This window comes from Streptomyces yatensis, from assembly GCF_018069625.1.
Taxonomy (GTDB): Bacteria; Actinomycetota; Actinomycetes; order Streptomycetales; family Streptomycetaceae; genus Streptomyces; species Streptomyces yatensis.
Genome location: NZ_CP072941.1, coordinates 6261249 through 6280820, shown reverse-complemented (window position 1 = coordinate 6280820; position 19572 = coordinate 6261249). Strand labels below are relative to the sequence as shown.

Annotated in this window: 17 protein-coding genes and 1 tRNA gene; 8 read left to right on the top strand and 10 right to left on the bottom strand. The window is 72.0% G+C overall.

The window, feature by feature from the left end; genetic code table 11:
• Positions 1-91: 91 nt before the first annotated feature.
• From J8403_RS26375 to J8403_RS26360, 4 genes are all read left to right on the top strand, one after another.
• Positions 92-559, top strand: coding sequence for an Lrp/AsnC family transcriptional regulator (locus J8403_RS26375; RefSeq protein WP_014061065.1), 468 nt, complete (start codon positions 92-94; stop codon positions 557-559).
• Between the two features lie 95 nt (positions 560-654).
• Positions 655-1251 (top strand): ArsR/SmtB family transcription factor, encoded by a 597-nt coding sequence (locus tag J8403_RS26370; RefSeq protein WP_246585997.1) that lies wholly within the window; start codon positions 655-657, stop codon positions 1249-1251.
• A gap of 21 nt (positions 1252-1272) precedes the next feature.
• A complete protein-coding gene (locus tag J8403_RS26365) occupies positions 1273-1506 on the top strand; it encodes a hypothetical protein (protein WP_211125320.1) in 234 nt (77 codons plus the stop codon).
• A gap of 1 nt (position 1507) precedes the next feature.
• Positions 1508-2914, top strand: a complete 1407-nt coding sequence (locus J8403_RS26360; RefSeq protein WP_211125319.1) for an MFS transporter — start codon at positions 1508-1510, stop codon at positions 2912-2914.
• Here the strand turns inward: J8403_RS26360 and J8403_RS26355 are convergent.
• The 9 genes from J8403_RS26355 to J8403_RS26315 all read right to left on the bottom strand — a co-directional run bounded on the left by J8403_RS26355 (position 2853) and on the right by J8403_RS26315 (position 11848).
• Complete coding sequence (locus J8403_RS26355) at positions 2853-3638, bottom strand: S16 family serine protease (RefSeq protein ID WP_211125318.1); 786 nt, start codon at positions 3636-3638, stop codon at positions 2853-2855. The genes J8403_RS26360 and J8403_RS26355 overlap by 62 nt on opposite strands.
• Positions 3639-3744: 106 nt before the next feature.
• On the bottom strand, positions 3745-4386 hold the full coding sequence (locus tag J8403_RS26350) for an IclR family transcriptional regulator (RefSeq protein WP_059144494.1): 642 nt from the start codon (positions 4384-4386) through the stop codon (positions 3745-3747).
• A 357-nt stretch (positions 4387-4743) separates the two neighbouring features.
• Positions 4744-6540, bottom strand: a complete 1797-nt coding sequence (locus tag J8403_RS26345; RefSeq protein WP_211125317.1) for a DEAD/DEAH box helicase — start codon at positions 6538-6540, stop codon at positions 4744-4746.
• Between the two features lie 111 nt (positions 6541-6651).
• Entirely contained in the window at positions 6652-7035 is a 384-nt protein-coding gene (locus J8403_RS26340) for a type II toxin-antitoxin system death-on-curing family toxin (RefSeq protein ID WP_211125316.1), read from the bottom strand.
• Positions 7036-7233 (bottom strand): ribbon-helix-helix protein, CopG family, encoded by a 198-nt coding sequence (locus tag J8403_RS26335; RefSeq protein ID WP_014061073.1) that lies wholly within the window; start codon positions 7231-7233, stop codon positions 7036-7038.
• A 41-nt stretch (positions 7234-7274) separates the two neighbouring features.
• Complete coding sequence (locus J8403_RS26330) at positions 7275-8798, bottom strand: MFS transporter (protein WP_211125315.1); 1524 nt, start codon at positions 8796-8798, stop codon at positions 7275-7277.
• 317 nt (positions 8799-9115) lie between these two features.
• Positions 9116-10177, bottom strand: coding sequence for a YeiH family protein (locus tag J8403_RS26325; RefSeq protein ID WP_425519903.1), 1062 nt, complete (start codon positions 10175-10177; stop codon positions 9116-9118).
• Positions 10178-10179: 2 nt separating this feature from the next.
• Entirely contained in the window at positions 10180-10803 is a 624-nt protein-coding gene (locus J8403_RS26320; protein ID WP_211125313.1) for a cysteine dioxygenase family protein, read from the bottom strand.
• 139 nt (positions 10804-10942) lie between these two features.
• Entirely contained in the window at positions 10943-11848 is a 906-nt protein-coding gene (locus J8403_RS26315) for a LysR family transcriptional regulator (protein WP_211125312.1), read from the bottom strand.
• A gap of 181 nt (positions 11849-12029) precedes the next feature.
• On the opposite strand from J8403_RS26315, the gene J8403_RS26310 reads away from it, so the two are divergent.
• The 4 genes from J8403_RS26310 (at position 12030) to gntA (ending at position 18546) form a co-directional block, all read left to right on the top strand.
• Positions 12030-12908 carry an alpha/beta fold hydrolase gene (locus tag J8403_RS26310; protein ID WP_211125311.1) on the top strand — a complete coding sequence of 293 codons (879 nt, stop codon included), beginning with the start codon at positions 12030-12032 and terminating at the stop codon, positions 12906-12908.
• A 282-nt stretch (positions 12909-13190) separates the two neighbouring features.
• Positions 13191-13265 (top strand) — tRNA-Cys (locus J8403_RS26305).
• Between the two features lie 319 nt (positions 13266-13584).
• Positions 13585-17607, top strand: a complete 4023-nt coding sequence (locus tag J8403_RS26300; protein WP_246585995.1) for an amino acid adenylation domain-containing protein — start codon at positions 13585-13587, stop codon at positions 17605-17607.
• Positions 17608-17853: 246 nt separating this feature from the next.
• A complete protein-coding gene (gene gntA, locus J8403_RS26295) occupies positions 17854-18546 on the top strand; it encodes a guanitoxin biosynthesis heme-dependent pre-guanitoxin N-hydroxylase GntA (protein WP_211125310.1) in 693 nt (230 codons plus the stop codon).
• A gap of 94 nt (positions 18547-18640) precedes the next feature.
• On the opposite strand, the gene J8403_RS26290 is transcribed toward gntA, so the two are convergent.
• Entirely contained in the window at positions 18641-19444 is an 804-nt protein-coding gene (locus tag J8403_RS26290; protein ID WP_211125309.1) for a polysaccharide deacetylase family protein, read from the bottom strand.
• Positions 19445-19572 lie beyond the last annotated feature (128 nt).

The following is a 19572-nucleotide window of genomic DNA, read 5'->3' as shown; positions in this document are numbered from 1 at the left end:
TATGGAGCATCCTGTACAGGGTGACTACCGTCACAGGGAACGCCACGGAGAACGTCACAGAGACCACCGGAGACCTCAAGGGGGGACCGCCATGGGGATCGACGGCCTCGACGCTCGCCTGATCGAGTTGCTCGCCGAGGAACCGCGGATAGGCGTGCTGGAGGCGTCGCGCCGCCTCGGTGTCGCCCGCGGCACGGCGCAGGCGCGGCTGGACCGGCTGCGCGCCCAGGGGGTGATCCGGGGCTTCGGCCCCGATGTGGACCCGGCGGCGCTCGGCTATCCGGTCACCGCGTTCGCCACGCTGGAGATCAAGCAGGGGCAGGGGCAGGACGTACGGGCCCATCTGGCGACCGTTCCGGAGGTGCTGGAGCTGCACACCACCACGGGCCACGGGGACATGCTCTGCCGGCTGGTGGCCCGCTCCAACGCCGACCTTCAGCGGGTGATCGACCTGGTGGTGGGGTTCGAGGGGATCGTCCGGGCCTCGACGGCGATCGTGATGGAGAACGCGGTTCCGCTGCGGATCATCCCGCTGGTGCGGCAGGCGGCGCTGGACTGAGGACGAGGGCCCGTGGCGGCCCCTGAAGTGGATCCAAAGACTCCGTTGCAAAGAAAGTGTTGCAACTGAGTCTTTGCATGCTTACGCTGCCGCACATGGCACAGAACGAAGAGCCTGCTCCCGACGACGTCCGGGTGCTCGACCCCCGCTCCTTGCGCGGGCTCGCGCATCCGCTGCGCATGCGGCTGCTCGCCGCGCTGCGCGAGTACGGACCGGCCACCGCGTCCCAACTGGCCGACAGATTGGGCGAGTCCAGCGGTGCCACCAGCTACCATCTGCGACAGCTGGCCGCCCATGGCTTCGTCAAGGACGACCCCGAGCGGGGCAAGGGGCGGGAGCGGTGGTGGAAGGCGGCGCAGCGGGGCGTGCGGGTGGGAACCGACAGGTTCCTGACCAGCCCCGACCCGGCCGTACGGGGAGCGATGAACACCCTGCTCCACGAGTGGGCCACCATCCACGGCCAGGACCTGTCCACCTGGTTCAGCACCATGCACGACTGGCCCTCAGCATGGCGCAGCGCTTCGGACATGAGCGACTTCGCCATGCGTCTCACGCCCGAACTCGCCAGCGAAATGCGCGACAAGGTGCACGAAGTGATCGAGAGCTACCGCGAGAAGGAGGTGGACCGGGACACCGAGGGCTCCGCCCCGTACCGCGTCCATCTGCATGCCTTCCCGCGCGAAGAGGACTGACCGATCCCTGGGGGGAACGACATGTACGGCGACGAGATCCATCTGTGGCTCCACCGAATACGCGCCGAGCGTCTCCAGCACGAGGCCCACGCGGCGCCCCGGCCCCACCGCCGAACGACCCACCGCACCCGCCCCGCCCGCGCCCGCGCCCGGGCGCTGCGCGCCCGGCTCGGCTGGACGCTGGTGGAGGTCGGGCTGCGGCTGGCCACCCCGCGACTGCCGCAATCCGGTCTGACGGCGCGATTCGACCACTGACATGGCCGACGACACAGGAGACAGAGAGCGTCGGGGAAACAGCGGTGACCGAAGACCGCTCATGCTCGTCCTCGCCGCCAACACCGTTTCCATAGCGGGCAATTCGCTCACACTGATCGCCGTCCCGTGGTTCGTCCTGGAGACCACGGGCAGCGCGGCCAAGGCCGGATTCGTGTCCTTCTGCGCGACCCTGCCGGTGGTGGTCTCCGCCGTCATCGGCGGGCCGGTGATCGACCGGGTCGGCCGCAGGCGGGTCTCCATCGCCTCCGACGCGCTGTGCGGGGTGGCCGTGGCCACGATTCCGGTGCTGCACTTCGCCGGGCTGCTGCGGTTCTGGCAGCTGTGCGCGCTGATGGCGTTCTGCGGACTGCTCCACGCACCGGGCGAAACCGCCCGCCAGGTGCTCGTACCCGCGCTGGCCGAACGGGCGGGCACCACCCTCAGCCGCGCCGCCAGCTTCTACGACGGGGCCTCGCGCGGGGCCCGGATGCTGGGCGCGGCGGTCGGGGGGCTGCTGATCGCGCTGCTCGGCCCGCCGGCCGTACTGCTGCTGGACGCGGCGACGTTCGCGGCCTCCGCGCTACTGATCATGGCGGGGCTGCGCGGGCTGCCCGCCGCCGCGCCGCGCAAGCCCGTCGTACCGGTGTCCGCCCGCGCCTACCGCGCGGAGCTGCGCGAGGGGTACCGCTTTCTGCTGCACCACCGGCTGCTGCTGGCCATCGTGCTGATGGTCATGGTCACCAACGGCCTGGACCAGGGGCTGTCCTCCGTCCTGCTGCCCGTCCACGCCGAGCGGCATCTGGGCGGTTCGGTGCAACTGGGGCTGCTCACCGCGCTGTTCGGCGGCGGTGCGCTGGTGGGCGCGCTGCTGTACGGGGCGGTGGGCGACCGCTTTTCGCGCCGGACCGTCTTCGCGGTGAGCTTTCTGGTGTGCGGGCTGCCGCGCTTCCTGATCGCCGCGTTCGTCCCCGGGGTCTCCCCGCTCGCCGTGACGATGGCGGCCAGTGGGGTCGCGGCGGGGATGCTCAACCCGATCCTGACCACGGTGACCTACGAGGCCGTCCCCGATGAGCTGCGCAGCCGGGTCTCGGGCGCGCTCACCGCGGGGGTGTGGGTGGTGATGCCGCTCGGCGGGCTCGCGGCCGGGTGCCTGGTGGAGGGGGTGGGGCTGACCGCCGCCTTCCTGGTGACGGGCGGTGTCTACTTCCTGGCCACGCTCAGCCCGCTGGTCTTCCCGGCCTGGCGCGGGATGGACGAGGGGGCGGTCGCGGGTCAGGGGGCAGCGGCGGGCAAGGCGACGGCGGTTGACGAGAGGACGGCGGCGGACGAGAGGACGGCGGCACCGCTCAGCAGTGCGGGACCGCGCCGCCCGACCGCAGCGCCCGCAGAGCCGTCACGGCACCCTTGAGCGTGCTGACAGGGATCAGCCGCAGCCCCTTGGGCAGTTCGGCGGTGGCGTCGGCGCATTCGGCCTTCGGCACCAGGAAGACCGTGGCGCCGTCCCGCTTGGCGGCCTGCGTCTTCAGCGGGACCCCGCCCACGGCCCCGACCTTGCCCTTGGCGTCGATGGTGCCGGTGCCCGCGATCGTCCGGCCGCCGGTGAGATCGCCGCCGCGGCCGTCCCCGTCCAGCTTGTCGATCACGCCGAGGGAGAAGAGCAGCCCGGCGCTCGGCCCGCCGACATCGGCCAGGCGCAGCGTGACCTTGACGTCGCGCGGGGAGCGGTGAAGATAGCCGAGCGCCGCGCTGGTGGCCGAGGACTGCGACTCCCGCATCTCCTCGGCGTTGTGCCGCTCGATCTCCTTGGTGGTGCCGCCGACGTAGACCGAGTCATGCGGCATGACGGCACGGTCGGTGGCGAACCAGCCGCTGATCACGTCCTTCAGCCGCACGGTGGCGTCCGGGCCGGTGGCCAGGATCGTCGTCATCCGCAGCTGCCCGGTGGTCTTGCGGGTGTCGCTCCCCGAGACGCTGATCACCTGCTTGCCGCGGTCGGCCCCCAGGACGTTCACCGTCGAACCGGGCTGGGCCACGGTGAACGGCAGCGGGGCGAACGCGGCCACCGCGAGCAGGGCGAGCACGGGCGCGGAGCAGAGCGCGAGGATGCGGGCGCGGGGGGAGACGGCAGGCATGGTGCGAATCTAGTTGACCGCCGGGACGGACGGGGCGCCGCCCCGGCTACCGGGCATGACGACGTCACGTCGCCCTGCCCGGGCCGCTCCGCTGTCCCCGGGGCGCTCAGCTCAGGGCGTCCGAGACCTCTCGGGCCGCGTCGACGACCCGCGGGCCGACCCGGTCCGGTACCGAGTCGCAGAGCATGACGACCCCGACGCTGCCCTCGATCCCCGTCACCCCGATGAGCGGGGCGGCCGCGCCGCTCGCGCCCGCCTCCAGTTCGCCGTGGGTGAGGGCGTACCCGGGGTCGTCGGGGCGGCCGGCGCGGGCGGCGAGGATCGCGCGCCCGGCGGCGCCCCGGTCGAGCGGATGCCGGAATCCGGCCCGGTAGGCCACGTGGTAGTCGGTCCAGGTCGGCTCGACGACCGCGACGGCGAGGGCCTCGGTGCCGTCGACCAGGGTGAGGTGGGCGGTCGCGCCGACGTCCTCGGCGAGGGAGCGCAGCGCGGGCAGCGCCGCCTCCCGTACGAGCGGATGCACCTGGCGGCCGAGCTGCAGCACCCCCAGCCCGACGCGCGCCCGTCCGCCGATGTCCCGGCGGACGAGGGAGTGCTGCTCAAGGGTGGCCAGCAGCCGGTAGACCACGGTGCGATTGACGCCGAGCTTGTTGGACAGCTCGGTCACGGTCAGCCCGTGGTCGGTGTCGGCGAGCAGTTTGAGGACGCGCAGTCCCCGATCGAGCGTCTGAGAGGTCTCCGCGGTCACGACGCCCCCTCCTCGGTGATGAGTGGCGGCTCTTCGCGCGGTGTGCCCGCCGGTCCCGACGACGGCGCGCGAAGAGGCCGCCGGTCGCGGTGGTCACGCACCGGCTGCGCTCCGCGGCGGCGCTGCCACGGGGCGTGTGCGTGCCCGAACGCTAGCGAGCCGGTCCGCTTTGCGGAAGGGTTTGTCCAGAATCCGAGCAGAGCTGCCAAAGAGAACGCCATGGGAGCATCCCGAATCGCCCCGGTTCGTCCGGATTGACAAGGGGGGTGTGCGACCGGTTCATGAAACTTTTCGAAAAGGGATTGCGCGAGGCGGATAGCCCGCCTCAGCGCTTACGCACACGGATGCGCATCCCCGTCACCGCATCCGCGTCGCCCACTCCTGCACCTTCTTGATCCGCTCACGGATCTGCCCCGCCGTCGCCTCCGCGCTCGGCGGACCGCCGCAGACCCGGCGCAGCTCGGTGTGGATCACGCCATGCGGCTTACCGCTCTGGTGGACATACGCCCCGACCAGCGTGTTGAGCTGCTTGCGCAGCTCCAGCAGCTCCTTGTGGGTGACCACCGGCCGCCGCTCCGCCGGGAGCTCCAGCAGATCCGCCTCCTCGTCCGGCTTCTTGCGGCTGTGCGCGATCTGCTTGGCCTGCCGCTTCTGGAGCAGCATCTGCACCTGGTCGGGTTCGAGCAGCCCGGGGATGCCGAGGTAGTCCTGCTCCTCGTCGCTGCCCGGATGCGCCTGCATGCCGAACTCGGCGCCGTCGTACAGCACCCGGTCGAAGACCGCGTCCGACTCCAGCGCCTCGAAGGGGAGTTGGTCCTGGTCGCCGGTGTCCTCGTCCTGCTGCTTCTCGGCCTCCTCGAGGAGCTTCTCCTCCTCCGCGTACGGGTTCTCCTCCTCGCCGTCCTTCTTCGGCTTGTCCAGGACGTGGTCGCGCTCGACCTCCATCTCGCCCGCGAAGCCGAGCAGCATCGGGATGGTGGGGAGGAAGACGGACGCGGTCTCGCCGCGCCGCCGCGACCGTACGAAACGGCCGACGGCCTGGGCGAAGAAGAGCGGGGTGGAGATGGTGGTCGCGTAGACCCCGACCGCCAGCCGGGGCACGTCCACCCCCTCGGAAACCATGCGGACCGCGACCATCCAGCGGTCGTCGGAGTGGCTGAAGTCCTCGATCCGCTGGGACGCCGCCGCCTCGTCGGAGAGCACGAGCGTCGCCTTGCTGCCGGTGATCTCGCGGATCAGCTTGGCGTACGCACGGGCCGAGTCCTGGTCGGCGGCGATGACGAGCGCCCCCGCGTCCGGGATGCCCTTGCGGACCTCGGACAGCCGCTGGTCGGCGGCGCGCAGCACATTCGGCATCCAGTCGCCGCGCGGATCGAGCGCGGTGCGCCACGCCTGGGAGACGGCGTCCTTGGTCATCGGCTCGCCGAGCCGCGCCTCGAGCTCGTCGCCCGCCTTGGTGCGCCAGCGCATGTTGCCGCTGTAGGAGAGGAAGATGACGGGGCGCACCACACCGTCGGAGAGCGCGTTGCCGTAGCCGTAGGTGTAGTCGGCGGAGGAGCGCCGGATCCCGTCGTTGCCCTCTTCGTAGGTGACGAAGGGGATGGGGTTGGTGTCGGACCGGAACGGGGTGCCGGTGAGCGCGAGCCGCCGGGTCGCCGGCTCGAACGCCTCCAGACATGCCTCGCCCCAGGAGCGGGAGTCGCCGGCGTGGTGGATCTCGTCGAGGATGACGAGCGTCTTGCGCTGCTCGATCCGGTTGCGGTGCAGCATGGGCCGGACGCCGACGCCCGCGTAGGTGACGGCGATCCCGTGGTACTCCCGGCTCAGCGGACCCGCGCTGTACTCCGGGTCCAGCTTGATGCCGATCCGCGCGGCGGCCTCCGCCCACTGCTTCTTCAGATGCTCGGTCGGCGCGACGACCGTCACCTGCTGGACGACGTGGTGGTGCAGCAGCCAGGAGGCGAGGGTCAGCGCGAAGGTGGTCTTACCGGCGCCGGGGGTCGCGACCGCGAGGAAGTCCCGCGGCTGCTCCTGGATGTACTTGTCCAATGCGCCCTGCTGCCAGGCGCGCAGCTTGCTCGCGGTACCCCAAGGAGCCCGGCCGGGGAAGGCGGGCGAGAGGTGATGGCTGGTGGAGGCGGCAGTAGTACTCACGGTCTCCGTCGGGCTGGCTCGGCGGGGTCGATCGGGAACCGCGTCAGCCTACCGGTGCCGTCGTTCACGCTCCGGGGTACGGGCCGATCCCACCCGAGGGTGGGATCAGACTCACATCGCCTCGTGCAGCCTCCGCAGTCTGGACGCGATGTCCGCCACATCCTCGAGCGCGCCCGAGGCCACGCCGACCACCAGCTTGTACGCCTCGTCCTGGTCGACGTCGAGCATCTCGGTGCCGTTGACATCGAGGAAGGCCACCGTGCACATCCACGCCATCCGCTTGTTGCCGTCCGCCAGCGGGCGGTTGACGGCGAGCGACTGGAGCAGCGCCGCGCCCTTCTCGAAAAGGTCGGTATACGCCTCTATGCCGAACATCTGCGACTGCGGACGATGCACAGCCGAGCTCAGCAACCCCAGATCGCGCACCGCGATCCGCTGCCCCCCACAGGCGATTTCCGCCAGGTCCAGCACTTCCTGGACCGTCAGGTACTTCACTTACTCCCCCAGCCTCCGCAGAAGGTCCGCGTGGCGTGCCGCGTACTTCGCCCCCAGGCGCTGGACCGACTCCCGGTCCGCCTCTTGCTCGAGATACCGATCGATCGCCTGAAGCACTATGGCGTGCATACTGCGGCCCTCCTCCTCGGCCCGCTGCTTGAGCGCCTCTTGCTGGTCGTCGCGCAGTCGGAGATTCATAGCCATACCAAAACGGTACCACTGTTGGGGCCAGAATGGTACTACGCGGTGACGGGCCGCAACCGCGTCGTCACCCACGCCCCCACCAGCGCCACCGCCGTCATCGCCACATAGACCGCGCCGAAGGCGGCCGGCTGGTGGGAGGCGGTCGAGCCGGTGGCGGCGACATCGCCGCCGCCGAAGGAGACGAAGAGGACGCCGCTGAGCCCGACCAGCGTGATGTTGCCCAGCGCGTCGGAGACCTGGAGCGAGGCGGAGTTGCTGCCCGCGTCCTCCGGACGCGACAGCTTCAGCAGCAGCACGCTCCCGCTGGAGATGGCCAGCCCCATCCCATAGCCGCCGATCACCCAGGCCACGGCCACGATCCAGGCCGGGACGGAGTCGCTGAGGGCCAGGAGCACCATGGCGATGGACAGGGCCATGAGGAGCAGGCCGAGGCCCATCAGCCGTTCGCGGTGCGGCTCCAGGCGGGGGCGGCTCTGGGTGTACGAGCCCAGGGCCCAGGTGAGTCCGCCACCGGTGAGGGAGAGCCCGGCGGCGGTCGCGGACAGGTCGCGCTGGGTCACCAGCATCAGCGGGACGAAGCTCTCCGCGCCCAGGAAGGACCCCGCCGCCACCCCGCGCAGCAGGATCACCGACGGCAGGCCGCGCGCGGCGCGGAAGGTGCCCTCGGGGAGGAGCCGCAGGACACAGGGGACGAGCAGGGCGAGACCCGCGGCGGCCGGGACGAGCGAGAGCCAGCTGAGGTCCTGACCCGCGTACTGCAGCAGCCCGGCGCCGGCCGCGACGGCGAGCGCGAGGAGGATGCGGCGGCGGTTCATGCCCGCCGAGAGCTCGCTCGGGGGCAGGGCGCGCAGCGCGGGGAGCATCACCGCGAGCGGCGGCAGCACCAGCACCGGGATGGCCAGGAACACCCAGCGCCAGCCGACGTGTTCGGTGACGGTCCCGGCGGCGAGCGGGCCGACGATCACGGGCAGCACCCAGGCGGCGGAGAAGGATGCCAGCACGGCGGGCTGCAGCCGCTGCGGATAGGCGCGGCCGACCACCACATACAGCGCGACGATCACCAGCCCGCCGCCTATGCCCTGCACCGCGCGCCCGCCCACGAACATCCACATCTGCTGTGCCGAACCGGCCACCAGCAGCCCGGCGGCGAACGCCGCGATCCCGGTGAACAGCGGCGCCAGCGGCCCCTTGCGGTCACACCACTCCCCCGACAGCGCCATCGCGAACAGGCTCGCGGTGAAGTAGCCGGAGAAGGCGTACGCGTAGAGCTCGACCCCGTCCAGTGCGCGGGCCGCGACCGGCATCGCGGTGTTGACCGCGCTCGCCTCGAAGGCGATGAGGGAGACGACGGTGACGATGCCGAGGGTCAGGGCGCGGTAGCGCCGCCCCAGTACGGTGTCGCCGATGTCGTCGCCGCCCTCCAGACCCGGGTCCAGGACCGGGTCCAGGTCCAGGTCTCCGTCGTGCGGCTCGGGTGGGAGGGGGGACGCCTGGGGCGGCAGAGGGGCTGCGCTGTCCGTGACGGCGGCGTCGGCGTCATGGGGGTCGCGAGGGGTCATGGCGTCAGAGTAAGTGGCGTTCCCGGACGTCACACCTGTCGCGGGACGGAGCCGGGCTCGGCCGTTGGCCCTAGGCACCCCGTCCGCGACGCGGGCCCCACGTCCTGGCCGAGCCCCCGGCACCTTTGGCAGTACCGCCGGGCCCTGGGCCGCGCGCCCGCGCCTGGCCGCGCCCGGGGCACTCCGGCCCTCGCCGCGCTCCCCCGGCCCTGACCGGGCCCCGGCCCTGACCGGGCACCGGGCCCCGGCCGTATCCCGGGCCCCGGTCCTGCGGGCCTGGCCGTGACCCCGGGCACTCGAAGGCCGCGCCACGCGCCTTACGTGGTGAGCAGGACCCCCGCGTACGACGCCCCCGCGATCACCACCCACGCGCACAGCCCCAGCGCCGCGACCCGGGCGCCGGTGCGGGTGAGTGAGGGGAGGTGGACGGCGCTGCCGAGGCCGAAGAGGGCGGCGGCGAGGAGGAGTTCCTGGGCATGGGCGGCGGTGTCCAGCGCGGCCGTGGACAGGAGGTCCGTGCTGCGCAGGGCGGTCATCGCGAGGAAGCCGAGGACGAACAGCGGCACCAGCGGCGGCCGCCGCTTCGCCCCCTCGCCCGCTGTCCCCTCTCCGGCCGCCGCCTTGGCGCGCCCCCGGGCCCGTACGGACGTCGCGAGCGCGGCGACCAGTGGGGCGAGCATGGCCACCCGCACCAGCTTGACCAGCACCGCGTCGCCCAGCGCCGCCGGCCCGGCGGTCTGCGCGGTGGCCACGACCTGTCCCACGTCGTGCACGCTCGCCCCCACCCACCGGCCGAACGCCACGTCGTCCAGCCCCAAGGGGTGCTGGAGCAGCGGCAGGACGGCGATGGCGAGGGTGCCGCACAGCGTCACCAGCGCCACGGAGGTGGCCACGTCGCGCTCATCGCTCTCCGACACCTCGCTCACCGCGCCGATGGCGGAGGCCCCGCAGATCGAGTAGCCGGTCGCGATCAGCAGCGGCTGATCACCGCGCAGCCCCATCCGGCGGCCCAGCCACCAGGTGCCGCAGAAGGTGGCCGCGACCACGCCCAGGACCATCGCGACGGTGGCCCAGCCGAGGCCCAGCACGTCGTTCAGGCTGAGCTTGAGGCCGAGCAGCACGATGCCGAGCCGCATCAGCCGCTTCCCGGCGAAGGACAGCCCGGCGCGGCAGACGCCCCGGACGAGTCCGCGCGCCCCCGGCAGATGCGCCGCGACGATGCCCAGCACCACGGCGGCGGTCAGCAGGGGTACGGCGGGGAGCAGCCAATGGACGCCCCAGGCGGCCGCGACCCCGGCCACCGCGAGTCCGAGCCCGTACGCCGTGGCGGGCGGCCGCCATCCGGCAGCCTGCCGCGCCCGGCCGGGCGCGGCGGTCAGCGTCACTGGCCGTCCGCCGTCCGAAGGCCGTGGGCCTCGTCCGCCGTCCGAAGGCCGTGGGCCTCGTCCGCCGTCGGGAGGTCGTAGACCCGCCGGACGCTGCTGCCCAGGCGGGCGATGTCCGCCCCGTAGACATGGATCGAGATCGCCTTCGTCCCGCAGGCGTTCCACACCCTGTGGATATCTCCGGGCGGCGCGAACCCGCACACCGCGCCCCGCGGGTTGACCACGTCCTCGACCGCGACCAGCCGCGAGCCCGGGCCGTCGGGGACGAGGCGGTAGCGCCGCTCCTGCTCCTCGCCCTCGTGGACGCCGGTCACACACCAGGACACATGGTCATGGATCGCCGTGCGCTGACCGGGCAGCCACACCAGCGCGACGATCGAGAAACTGCCGTCGGGCTCGGCGTGCAGCACGTGCTGGCGGTAGCGGTCGGGGTCGCCCTCGCGCTGCTCGGGGGTGAGCAGATCGGCCGCGCCGAGGTGGGGCGCGAGCCGCTCCCCGACGAGATAGGCGGTCACATCGGGCGCGAGCCCCCGGTCGACGGCCTCGCGGACGTCGCCGACGAGCTCGCCGAGGCGTGCCGTGAGAAGACGGGAGGACGGATACGCGGTCGGGGTGCTCATAGTGGCAGCGTCCTGCCGCCCACTCCATCACGTCCAACGACAGCTTGTTGAGCCGTCCCCAAGCGCTGCTTATGGATGGCGCCCATGGACGGCGCCCATGGACGGCGCCCATGGATGCGCGCTCAGCGCACGGCCGGGCTCAGCATCCGACCCGGTTCCCCGCCACCGTCTTCAGCTCCTCCAGCACCCGCGCGGTGGCCGGTATCTCCAGATGTTCGCGCAGCACATACGCCGAGACATGGCGGCGCGAGGCGGGGTCCAGGGCGCGCCCGGTGACCTTCTGGTGGCACAGGAACGAGAGCACCAGCCCCGGCATCATCGCCACGCCCAGCCCCGCCGCGACCATGCTCTGCACCACCAGGTTGTCGTCGGTGGTGAAGGCGATGTCCGGGGCGAAGCCCTGCTCCGCGCATTCGTGCAGGAAGTTGGCGCGGCACCGCAGACACCCGGCGATCCAGCGCTCCTCGCTCAACTCCGCCAGCTTGACCGCCCGCCGTCTGGCCAGCGGATGCCCGGTCGGCAGCAGCACCGTCAGCTGGTCCTCCAGCAGCGGGATCTCCACCAGCTCGGCGGGGGTCTCCTCGCGCAGCCCGGGATAGGTGAAGGCGAGCGTGATGTCGCACTCCCCGCGCACCACCCGCCCCAGCGAGTCCGGCGGCTCGCCCTCCAGCAGCTCCACCCGCACCCCCGGATGGGCGGCGGCGAGCCGGGCCATGGCCTCGGGGATGAGGGTCGCGTTGGCGCTGGGGAAGGCACAGACCCGCACCCGGCCCGAGCGCAGCCGGGTGATGGCGCTCATCTGCTGCTGGGCGGTGGAGATGCTGGTCAGGATGGTGTCGGCATGACGGGCGAGGGTCTCCCCCGCCTCGGTCAGCCGCATGCCGCGGCCGACCCGGATGAACAGCGGACTGCCGACGGCCCGTTCCAGCGCCTTCATCTGCTGGGTGATGGCCGGCTGGGTGTAGCCGAGCGCGCGGGCGGCCCCGGAGTAGGAGCCGGAGCGGACCACCTCGTGGAACGTCTTCACGTGCCGGGAGTCGAACACATTGGCATCATACGGAGAAGCGGGCGGAAACCATAAGCGTAATTTGGGCCCGCGCAAGATCACCCCAACCGATGCTTTTGCGTCACCCGGGCCGCCGCCCACGACCCATGCGCCACACCCGGCACACCACGCCCCCCGGTCAAGCACGGTCAAGATGACGATGCTGGGGCAAGCTGACTCCATGCCGCACTACACCTCGTACGACGGAACCGAGCTGGCCTACCGCGTCCTGGAGGCCCGGGACGGCTCAGCGGGGCCGCCGCTGATCTGCCTGGCGGGCGGGCCGGGGCGCAGCGCCGCGTATCTGGGCGACCTCGGCGGACTGAACGCGCATCACACCCTCGTCATCCCCGACAGCCGCGGCACCGGGGACTCCCCGCCCGCCGTCGACCCCAGTGGCTACGCCTTCCCGGGACTCGCCGAGGACCTCGAGGCGCTCCGTCGCCATCTGGGCCTCGCCCGCTTCCCGCTGCTCGCCCATGACGCGGCCGCCGCGACGGCCCAGGCGTACGCGGCCGCCCACCCCGAGCGGCTCGCCCGGCTGATCGTGGTCTGCCCGGGCGCGCGACTGCAGGGCGAACTCCCCGAGGACGCCCGGGAGATCTTCGAGTCCCGCGCCGACGAGCCGTGGTGGCAGGAGGCGTACACGGCCGTCCAGCTGCTGCCCGACACCACCGACCTCGCCGAGGTGCGCAGGCTGCTGCTGCGGGCCGCCCCCATGGCGTACGGCCGCTGGGAGGAGCCCCAGCGGGCGCACGCCGAGAGCGAGGGCGAGCAGCTCGGGCCGGTGCCGCGGGCCGGTTTCTGGCAGGGCGTCGACGAGGCGGGGCGGCGCGCGGTGCTGGCCCGGCTGCGCGAGGTGCCGTGCCCGGTACTGGCGATCACCGGCGACCGGGACGCGGTGACCGGGATGCGAGCCGGGGAGCTGGTCGCCGAGTCCTTCCCGGACGGGCAGGCGCGGGCCCTGCCCGGGGTGGGCCACTATCCGTGGGTCGACGACCCGGATCTCTTCCGCCAGGTGGTCGAGGACTTCCTGGGGACGCACCGCCCCACGCCGTGAACCGGAGCCCGGCCGCCCCCGGGCACGCGTATCCGGGCGGACGTATCCGGACGGGCACCCCAGGCGGGCGCATCCGGACGGGACCCCCAGGCATACGTATCCGGACGGGCGCCCCAGGCGGGCGCCCCAGGCGGACACATCCGGGCGGGCGCCCCCAGGCATGCGTATCCGCGGCCCTATCCCGGCGGCCATGAACGCAGTGTGTCAGTCGTATGGCAGCCCCCGCCTCGGCGTTGTGCCCGCCCCACCCCCGCCCTATCGTCGGGAACAGAGCACGACATCGGCCGTGTGCCCGAGTGGTTGAGGGGCTCGACTGCAAATCGAGTTACGTGGGTTCGATTCCCGCCACGGCCTCCACACGCCCTGCGCGGGCGCCCTCAGGGGCGTCCGCGCAATGCGTTGCCGCTCGGTGAACTCTCGGACATGCTCTGGACACACGCGCCCTCCTGACGCATGCTCATCCACGCCATCGGCCGTCTCGGCGCCGGGGATACCCCAGGTAAATCCCTAGGACTTCGGCGATTTTCACACTCTCGCCACCGAACGGTCTCCTGACCCCCTCACTGAGTGCAATTGCGTCTCATAGGGTCAGCGTGGTGCCTGCGGCCGCGTGGAAAACGACTCCCGGTCGACAGGCACCTTTTTCGACCGTGGTTCCATCCTCAATGGGGGAAATGTGCAGCCCGCCGCACCGGCCGCCCGTCTGCCGCTCTCGACCGGCCAGAGTGAGATCTGGTTCATTGAGCAGCTGGAGCCGCCGGAGAGCACCACCTTCAGGGTCGGCGAGTACCTGGAGATACAAGGACCGATAGACACCGAGATATTCGAGCGGGCGCTGCGCCGGGCCGTGGCGGAGGCCGAGCCCTACAACGTGCGGGTCGGCGAGGACGACGGGGAGCCCTGGCAGATCCTGGACCCGGTGACCGACTGGGAGCTGCCGAAGCTGGACCTCACCGGCGAGGACGACCCGTGGGCCGCGGCCGAGCGGTGGATGAAGAACGACCTGGCCACGGGGGCGCTCAAGCTGGGCGACTACCCGGCGTTCTCGTTCGCCCTGCTGAAGGTGGAGCCCGAGCGCTTCCTCTGGTACCAGGGCACCCACCACATCGTGTCGGACGCCGGATCGGCCGCCCTGCTGGGCCGGCGGACCGCCGAGGTGTACACCGCGCTGGTGGCGGGGACCGACCCGGCCGAGGGGGAAACGGTCTTCGGCTCCCTGCAGGCGATGGTGGACCAGGACGCGGAATACCGGGCCTCGCCGGATTTCGCCAAGGACCGTGCGTACTGGCTGGAACACGTCGGCGATTCCCCGCGCCCCGCGCGGCTTTCCACCCACCCCACCAGGGAGCTTTCCACCGTCCTCCGGCAGACCGCCTACCTGACCGAGGAGGAAGCGGTCGAGCTGCGGGCCGCCGCGCGTAAATACGCCACCCACTGGTCGGCTATGATCATCGCAGCGACCTCTCTTTATCTGCATCGATTGACCGGTAAATCGGACATCATTCTCACGCTGCCGATCTCGGGCCGTACCGATGCCACCTCCCGCGCCATTCCCGGGATGTTCGCCAATGTGGTGCCGCTGCGTATCCAGGTGCGCGCCGATATGCGAATACGGGAGCTTGTGCGGCAGATCTCACGGGAAGTCAGGCAGGCCCTGCGGCATCAGCGTTACCGCCGTATCGACCTGGCCCGGGATCTGCGACTTCCGGACGGCGGAAACGGATTGCTCGGCCCGCACGTCAACATCATGACGTACGACTACGACTTCCACTTCGCCGGTCACCGGGTCAAGGGCCACAACCTCTCCAACGGAACCGTCGAGGACCTCTCGATCATGGGATACGACCGGTCCGACGGGACCGGTATCCGGATCGACCTCAACGCCAATTCCAACCTCTACACCGAGGACGCCCTCATCGCGCACCGGGAGCGCTACCTCGGCCTGCTGCGCTCCCTCGCCGACACCTCGGACCCGCAGCGCACCGTCGGCTCCCTGGAGCTGCTGTCCGCCGAGGAGCGCCGGCGGGTCCTGGACCCGCCGGGCGAGACGGCGCATCCGACCTCCGGCGCCCTCCTCCCGGAGCTGCTGGCGGCCCAGGCCGCCCGGACCCCCGACGCCCCGGCCCTGGTCTGCGCCGACACAGTGGACGACACCGTGCTCAGCTACGCGGAGCTGGACCGGGCGGCGAACCGGCTGGCCCGGGTGCTCATCGCACGCGGCGCCGGGCCCGAGCGCACCGTCGGGGTGGCCCTGCCCCGCTCGACCGACCTGGTCATCGCGCTGATCGCGGTGCTCAAGACGGGGGCCGCGTATCTGCCCCTGGACCTGGACTACCCGGCCGAGCGGCTGGCGTACATGCTCGACGACGCGGGCCCCGCCCTCGTCGTCACCCGCGCCGACAGCGCCGGGGCGCTGCCCCCGCGCCACGGGGTGGGGCGGCTGCTGCTGGACGTCGTGGACATCACGGGCGCCCGGGGCGCGGCGAACGTCTCCGCTCCGGCGGTGGCGATCGGCCCCGAGCACCCCGCGTACATCATCTACACCTCGGGCTCCACCGGCCGTCCCAAGGGCGTCCTGGTGCCCCACCGGGCCGTCGCCAACTGCCTGGAGTGGATGCGAGACGCCTACGAGCTCACCCCCGGGGACCGGATGCTGCAGAAGACCCCGGCCGGGTTCGACGCCTCGGTCTGCGAGTTCTTCCTGCCGCTGCTCAGCGGCGCGACCCTGGTGGTCGCGAAGCCCGGCGGCCACAAGGACCCGGCGTATCTGGCGCGCACGGTGCGCGAACAGGGCATCACCGTGCTCCAGTTCGTCCCGTCGATGCTCCAGGCGTTCCTCGCCGACCCGGAGGCCGCCGACGCGTGTGCGGGCATCCTGCGGCGGGCCTCCAGCGGCGGTGAGGCGCTGCCGCGCGAGACCGCCGAGCGGTTCCACGAGCGGTTCCCCGGCGTGCCGCTGAGCAACCTCTACGGGCCCACCGAGACCACCATCCAGATCGCCCACCACCCCTCCGCGCCCGGCGGTGAGGGGCCGGTGCCGATCGGCCGGCCGGTGTGGAACACCCGGATGTACGTCCTCGACACCGCCCTGAAGCCCTGCCCGGCCGGGGTCACCGGCGAGCTGTACGTGTCCGGGGCGCAGCTGGCCCGCGGCTATCTGGGGCGGCGGGCCCTGACCGCCGAGCGGTTCGTGGCCGACCCCTACGGCCCGCCCGGCACCCGGATGTACCGCACCGGCGATCTGGCCCGCCGACTGCCGGACGGCGACGTCGAGTACGTGGGCCGCACCGACGGCCAGGTCCAGCTGCGCGGTTTCCGGATCGAGCTGGGCGAGGTCGAGGCGGCGCTGCGGACGCTCCCCCAGGTCGCCGAGGCGGCCGCGGCGATCCGCACCGACCGGCCCGGCGACCAGCGGCTGGTCGCCTATGTGACGGCCGCAGGCGACACCCCGCCGGACGCCGCCACGGCCCGCGAGGCGCTGGGCGAGGTGCTGCCCGAGCACATGGTGCCCAGTGCGGTCATGGTGCTCGGCGCCCTCCCCCTGGACGCCAACGGCAAGCTGGACCGGGCCGCGCTGCCCGCGCCCTCCTTCGAGGCCGCCACGGGCGGGCGGGCGCCCCGCACCCCGCGCGAGGAGACGCTGTGCGCGCTCTTCGGCGAGGTCCTGGGCGTCGACGGCGTCACCATCGACGACGACTTCTTCCTGCTCGGCGGCCATTCGCTGCTCGCCTCCAAGCTGGCCAGCCAGGCCCGCGCCGCGCTGGCCACCGAGCTGTCGATGCGCGACCTCTTCGAGGCGCCGACCGTCGCCCGGCTGGTGGCCCGCCTGGACGCCGCGGGACCGGCCGCGGCACAGCGGCAGCAGCCGCTGGACATCCTGCTGCCGCTGCGCGGCGAGGGGCAGCGCCCGCCGCTGTTCTGCGTCCACCCCGGCGGGGGCCTGGGCTGGTCGTACACCGGGCTGCTCCGCCATCTCGCCCCGGACCAGCCGGTGTACGCCCTCCAGGCGCGCGGGCTGACCGAACCGGACGTCCTCCCCGCGAGCGTCGAGGAGATGGCCGCCGACTATCTGCGGCAGATCCGGACCGTCCAGCCGGCCGGCCCCTACCATCTGCTCGGCTGGTCCTTCGGCGGGCTGATCGCGCACGCCATGGCCACCCGGCTGCAGGAACAGGGCGAGGAGGTCGCCGTGCTGGCCGTGGTCGACGCCTACCCCGACAACGCCCAGGCGCTGCCCGAGGCGCCGGAGCTCGGCAAGCGCCAGTGGCTGGGGGTGCTGCTCGACGACATCGGGGGCGGCGACATCTTCGCCCCGGGCTGGCTGGAGGCGCACCCCGACGGGGCGGACGGCACCGCCGACCTGGTGGCGGACCTCTGCCGGGAGACCGGGCTGCCCGCCCGGCTGCTGGAGGGCGAGACCAGCTTCCCGCTGCTCGACATCCTGCTCAACGACCAGGAGCTGATGCGCAAGTTCGCGCCCGACCGGTTCCACGGCGACATGCTGCTGTTCCGGGCCCTGGAGGAGATCCCCGGCTACCGGCGCGATCCGCTGCATGTGGCGGACGCCTGGCTCTCCTACGTGGACGGCGCCCTGGTGGTGCACGGCGTCCCCGACCACCACTACCGGATGATGCGCGAGGAGTCCCTGGACCGGATCGGCCCGGTGGTGGCGGCGGCGCTGGACCGCGCCCGGAGCTGACGGGCCGGGGCTCGGGGCCCGGGCCGGGCCGCTCCCTCGGAGCGGGTGGGCGGGCCGCCCTGCCCACCGGAGCGGCGGCCCGCAACAACCCGATTTCGCCGATCGGGCCCTCGCCGATCACAATTCAGCCAGGCGACCCATCTCGTTCTCCTGCTCTCCTGCGCAGGTGAGCAGGGTGGGCGCCTTCATGTGGAGAAGGAGATGAGCTCCCGGCGAGGAGGCACGTAGTTGGAAGGAAGGCTGGCCATGACGGTGGACGCAACGGACGAGGTGGAGCGGTTCATTCTGGGGGAACGATTCGCCTGCCTGGCGGGACGGTCCGCCTGGCGCAAGGGTGGCATCACCCATCGTCACTACGACCTGATGGGATCCCACGATTCGGCCCGGCTGATGGCACTCGATCTCGCGGATTTCGTGGCCTCGGCCGACTGGAGCCACCGGTCGTTCACGAGCTTCATCGCGACCTTCGAGCAACCTCGCGGAGTGGATGAGCTGCGGTTCGAGGAGCTGCTGTGGAAACAGCTCCAGCTACTCCACGATCAGGACTCCCGGTCCTATCGCTGGGCCGAGGGCCGTTCGTCCGATCCGCAGACCAGGGAGTTCGCCTACAGCGTCGCCGGTCACCCCTTCTTCGTCATCGGCCTGCACGAGACCCACCGCCGCTGGGGCCGCCGTCCTCCCTTCCCGATGCTGGCCTTCAACTCGCATGAGCAGTTCGACCGCATCAAGGGCGCCAAGATGTGGGACCGGCTCGCGGAGAAGATCCGCAAGCAGGACATCCAGCTCCAGGGCGACATAAACCCCAACCTGCTCGAGTACGAGGAACTCTCCGAGGCCCGCCGCTACTCCGGCCGCCCCAAGCCCGCCGACTGGCAGTGCCCGTTCGCCGCCCGCGAGGGCGAGCGCGAGCCCGCTCTGACGGGTCCGCCCCCGGCCTGAGCGGAGTGCCTGTCACCGGCGGGCGGATGGCGCCCGCCGGTGACGGACACGGCACTGGCTCGGCGGTGCGGGGCGCGGCCCGGACAGGCAATCGTCAGCGCACCGGGAAACCGAAGCTGTAGCCCTGCTGCTTCAGCCACGGCAGGGTCTGGCGCAGCGCCTCGACCGTCTGGCCGCGGTCGCCGCCCGCGTCGTGGAAGAGCACGGTGGGGCCGTTGGATATCTCGTTCTTGACGGTGTTGACCATGGCCGCGACCCCCGGCTGCTCGAAGTCCTTGGAGTCCACGTTCCAGCCCAGCGGACGCATGCCCTTCGAGGCGGCGATCTGACGGCTGTACGGGGTGAACGCACCGCCCGGGGCGCGGTAGTAGAGCGGCTTGACGCCGCCCGACGCCTTGGTGATCATTCGCTGGGCGTCGAGGATCTCCTTGGACTGGTACGCGGGTGACTTGGTGTCCATCGTCGTGTCGTGCGACATGGAGTGGTCGCAGAGCCGGTGTCCGTCCGCGACCACATCCTTGACCAGGTCCGGGTGGGCCTGGGCCTGCGGACCGACCATGCAGAAGGTGGCCTTGACGCCGTTGGCCTTGAGCACCTGGAGGACCTGCGGGGTCCAGGTCGGGTCCGGGCCGTCGTCGATCGTGATGTTGACGCCCTTGGCGCCCTTGTCGGAGCCGTGGGCGATGTCCATGTTGACCACGGGAGCGGGCAGTTCGGGGTCCGGCTTGGAGGTCTGGCCCACGATCGGCGTCGGCTTCGGCGTCGGTGACGCACCCGACCCCGCCTCGGCGGTTCCGGCCTGGGCGGTCCACACGGCGGCCAGGGCGGTCACCCCCATCACACCGAACGCCGCCATCAGAACCCGGCCGTTCGTCCCCATGATCCGGTGCCGTGCCATGTCCGCTTCGCTCCCCATGTCTGCTGTGCCGCTCTGGCATCCAGGAGGATGGAGTCGGGGCGGGGAGCGATCCCTCTGTTACACATCTCGTACAGTTCCGCGCCGTTCCACGGCGCGGAAGGGGCCGC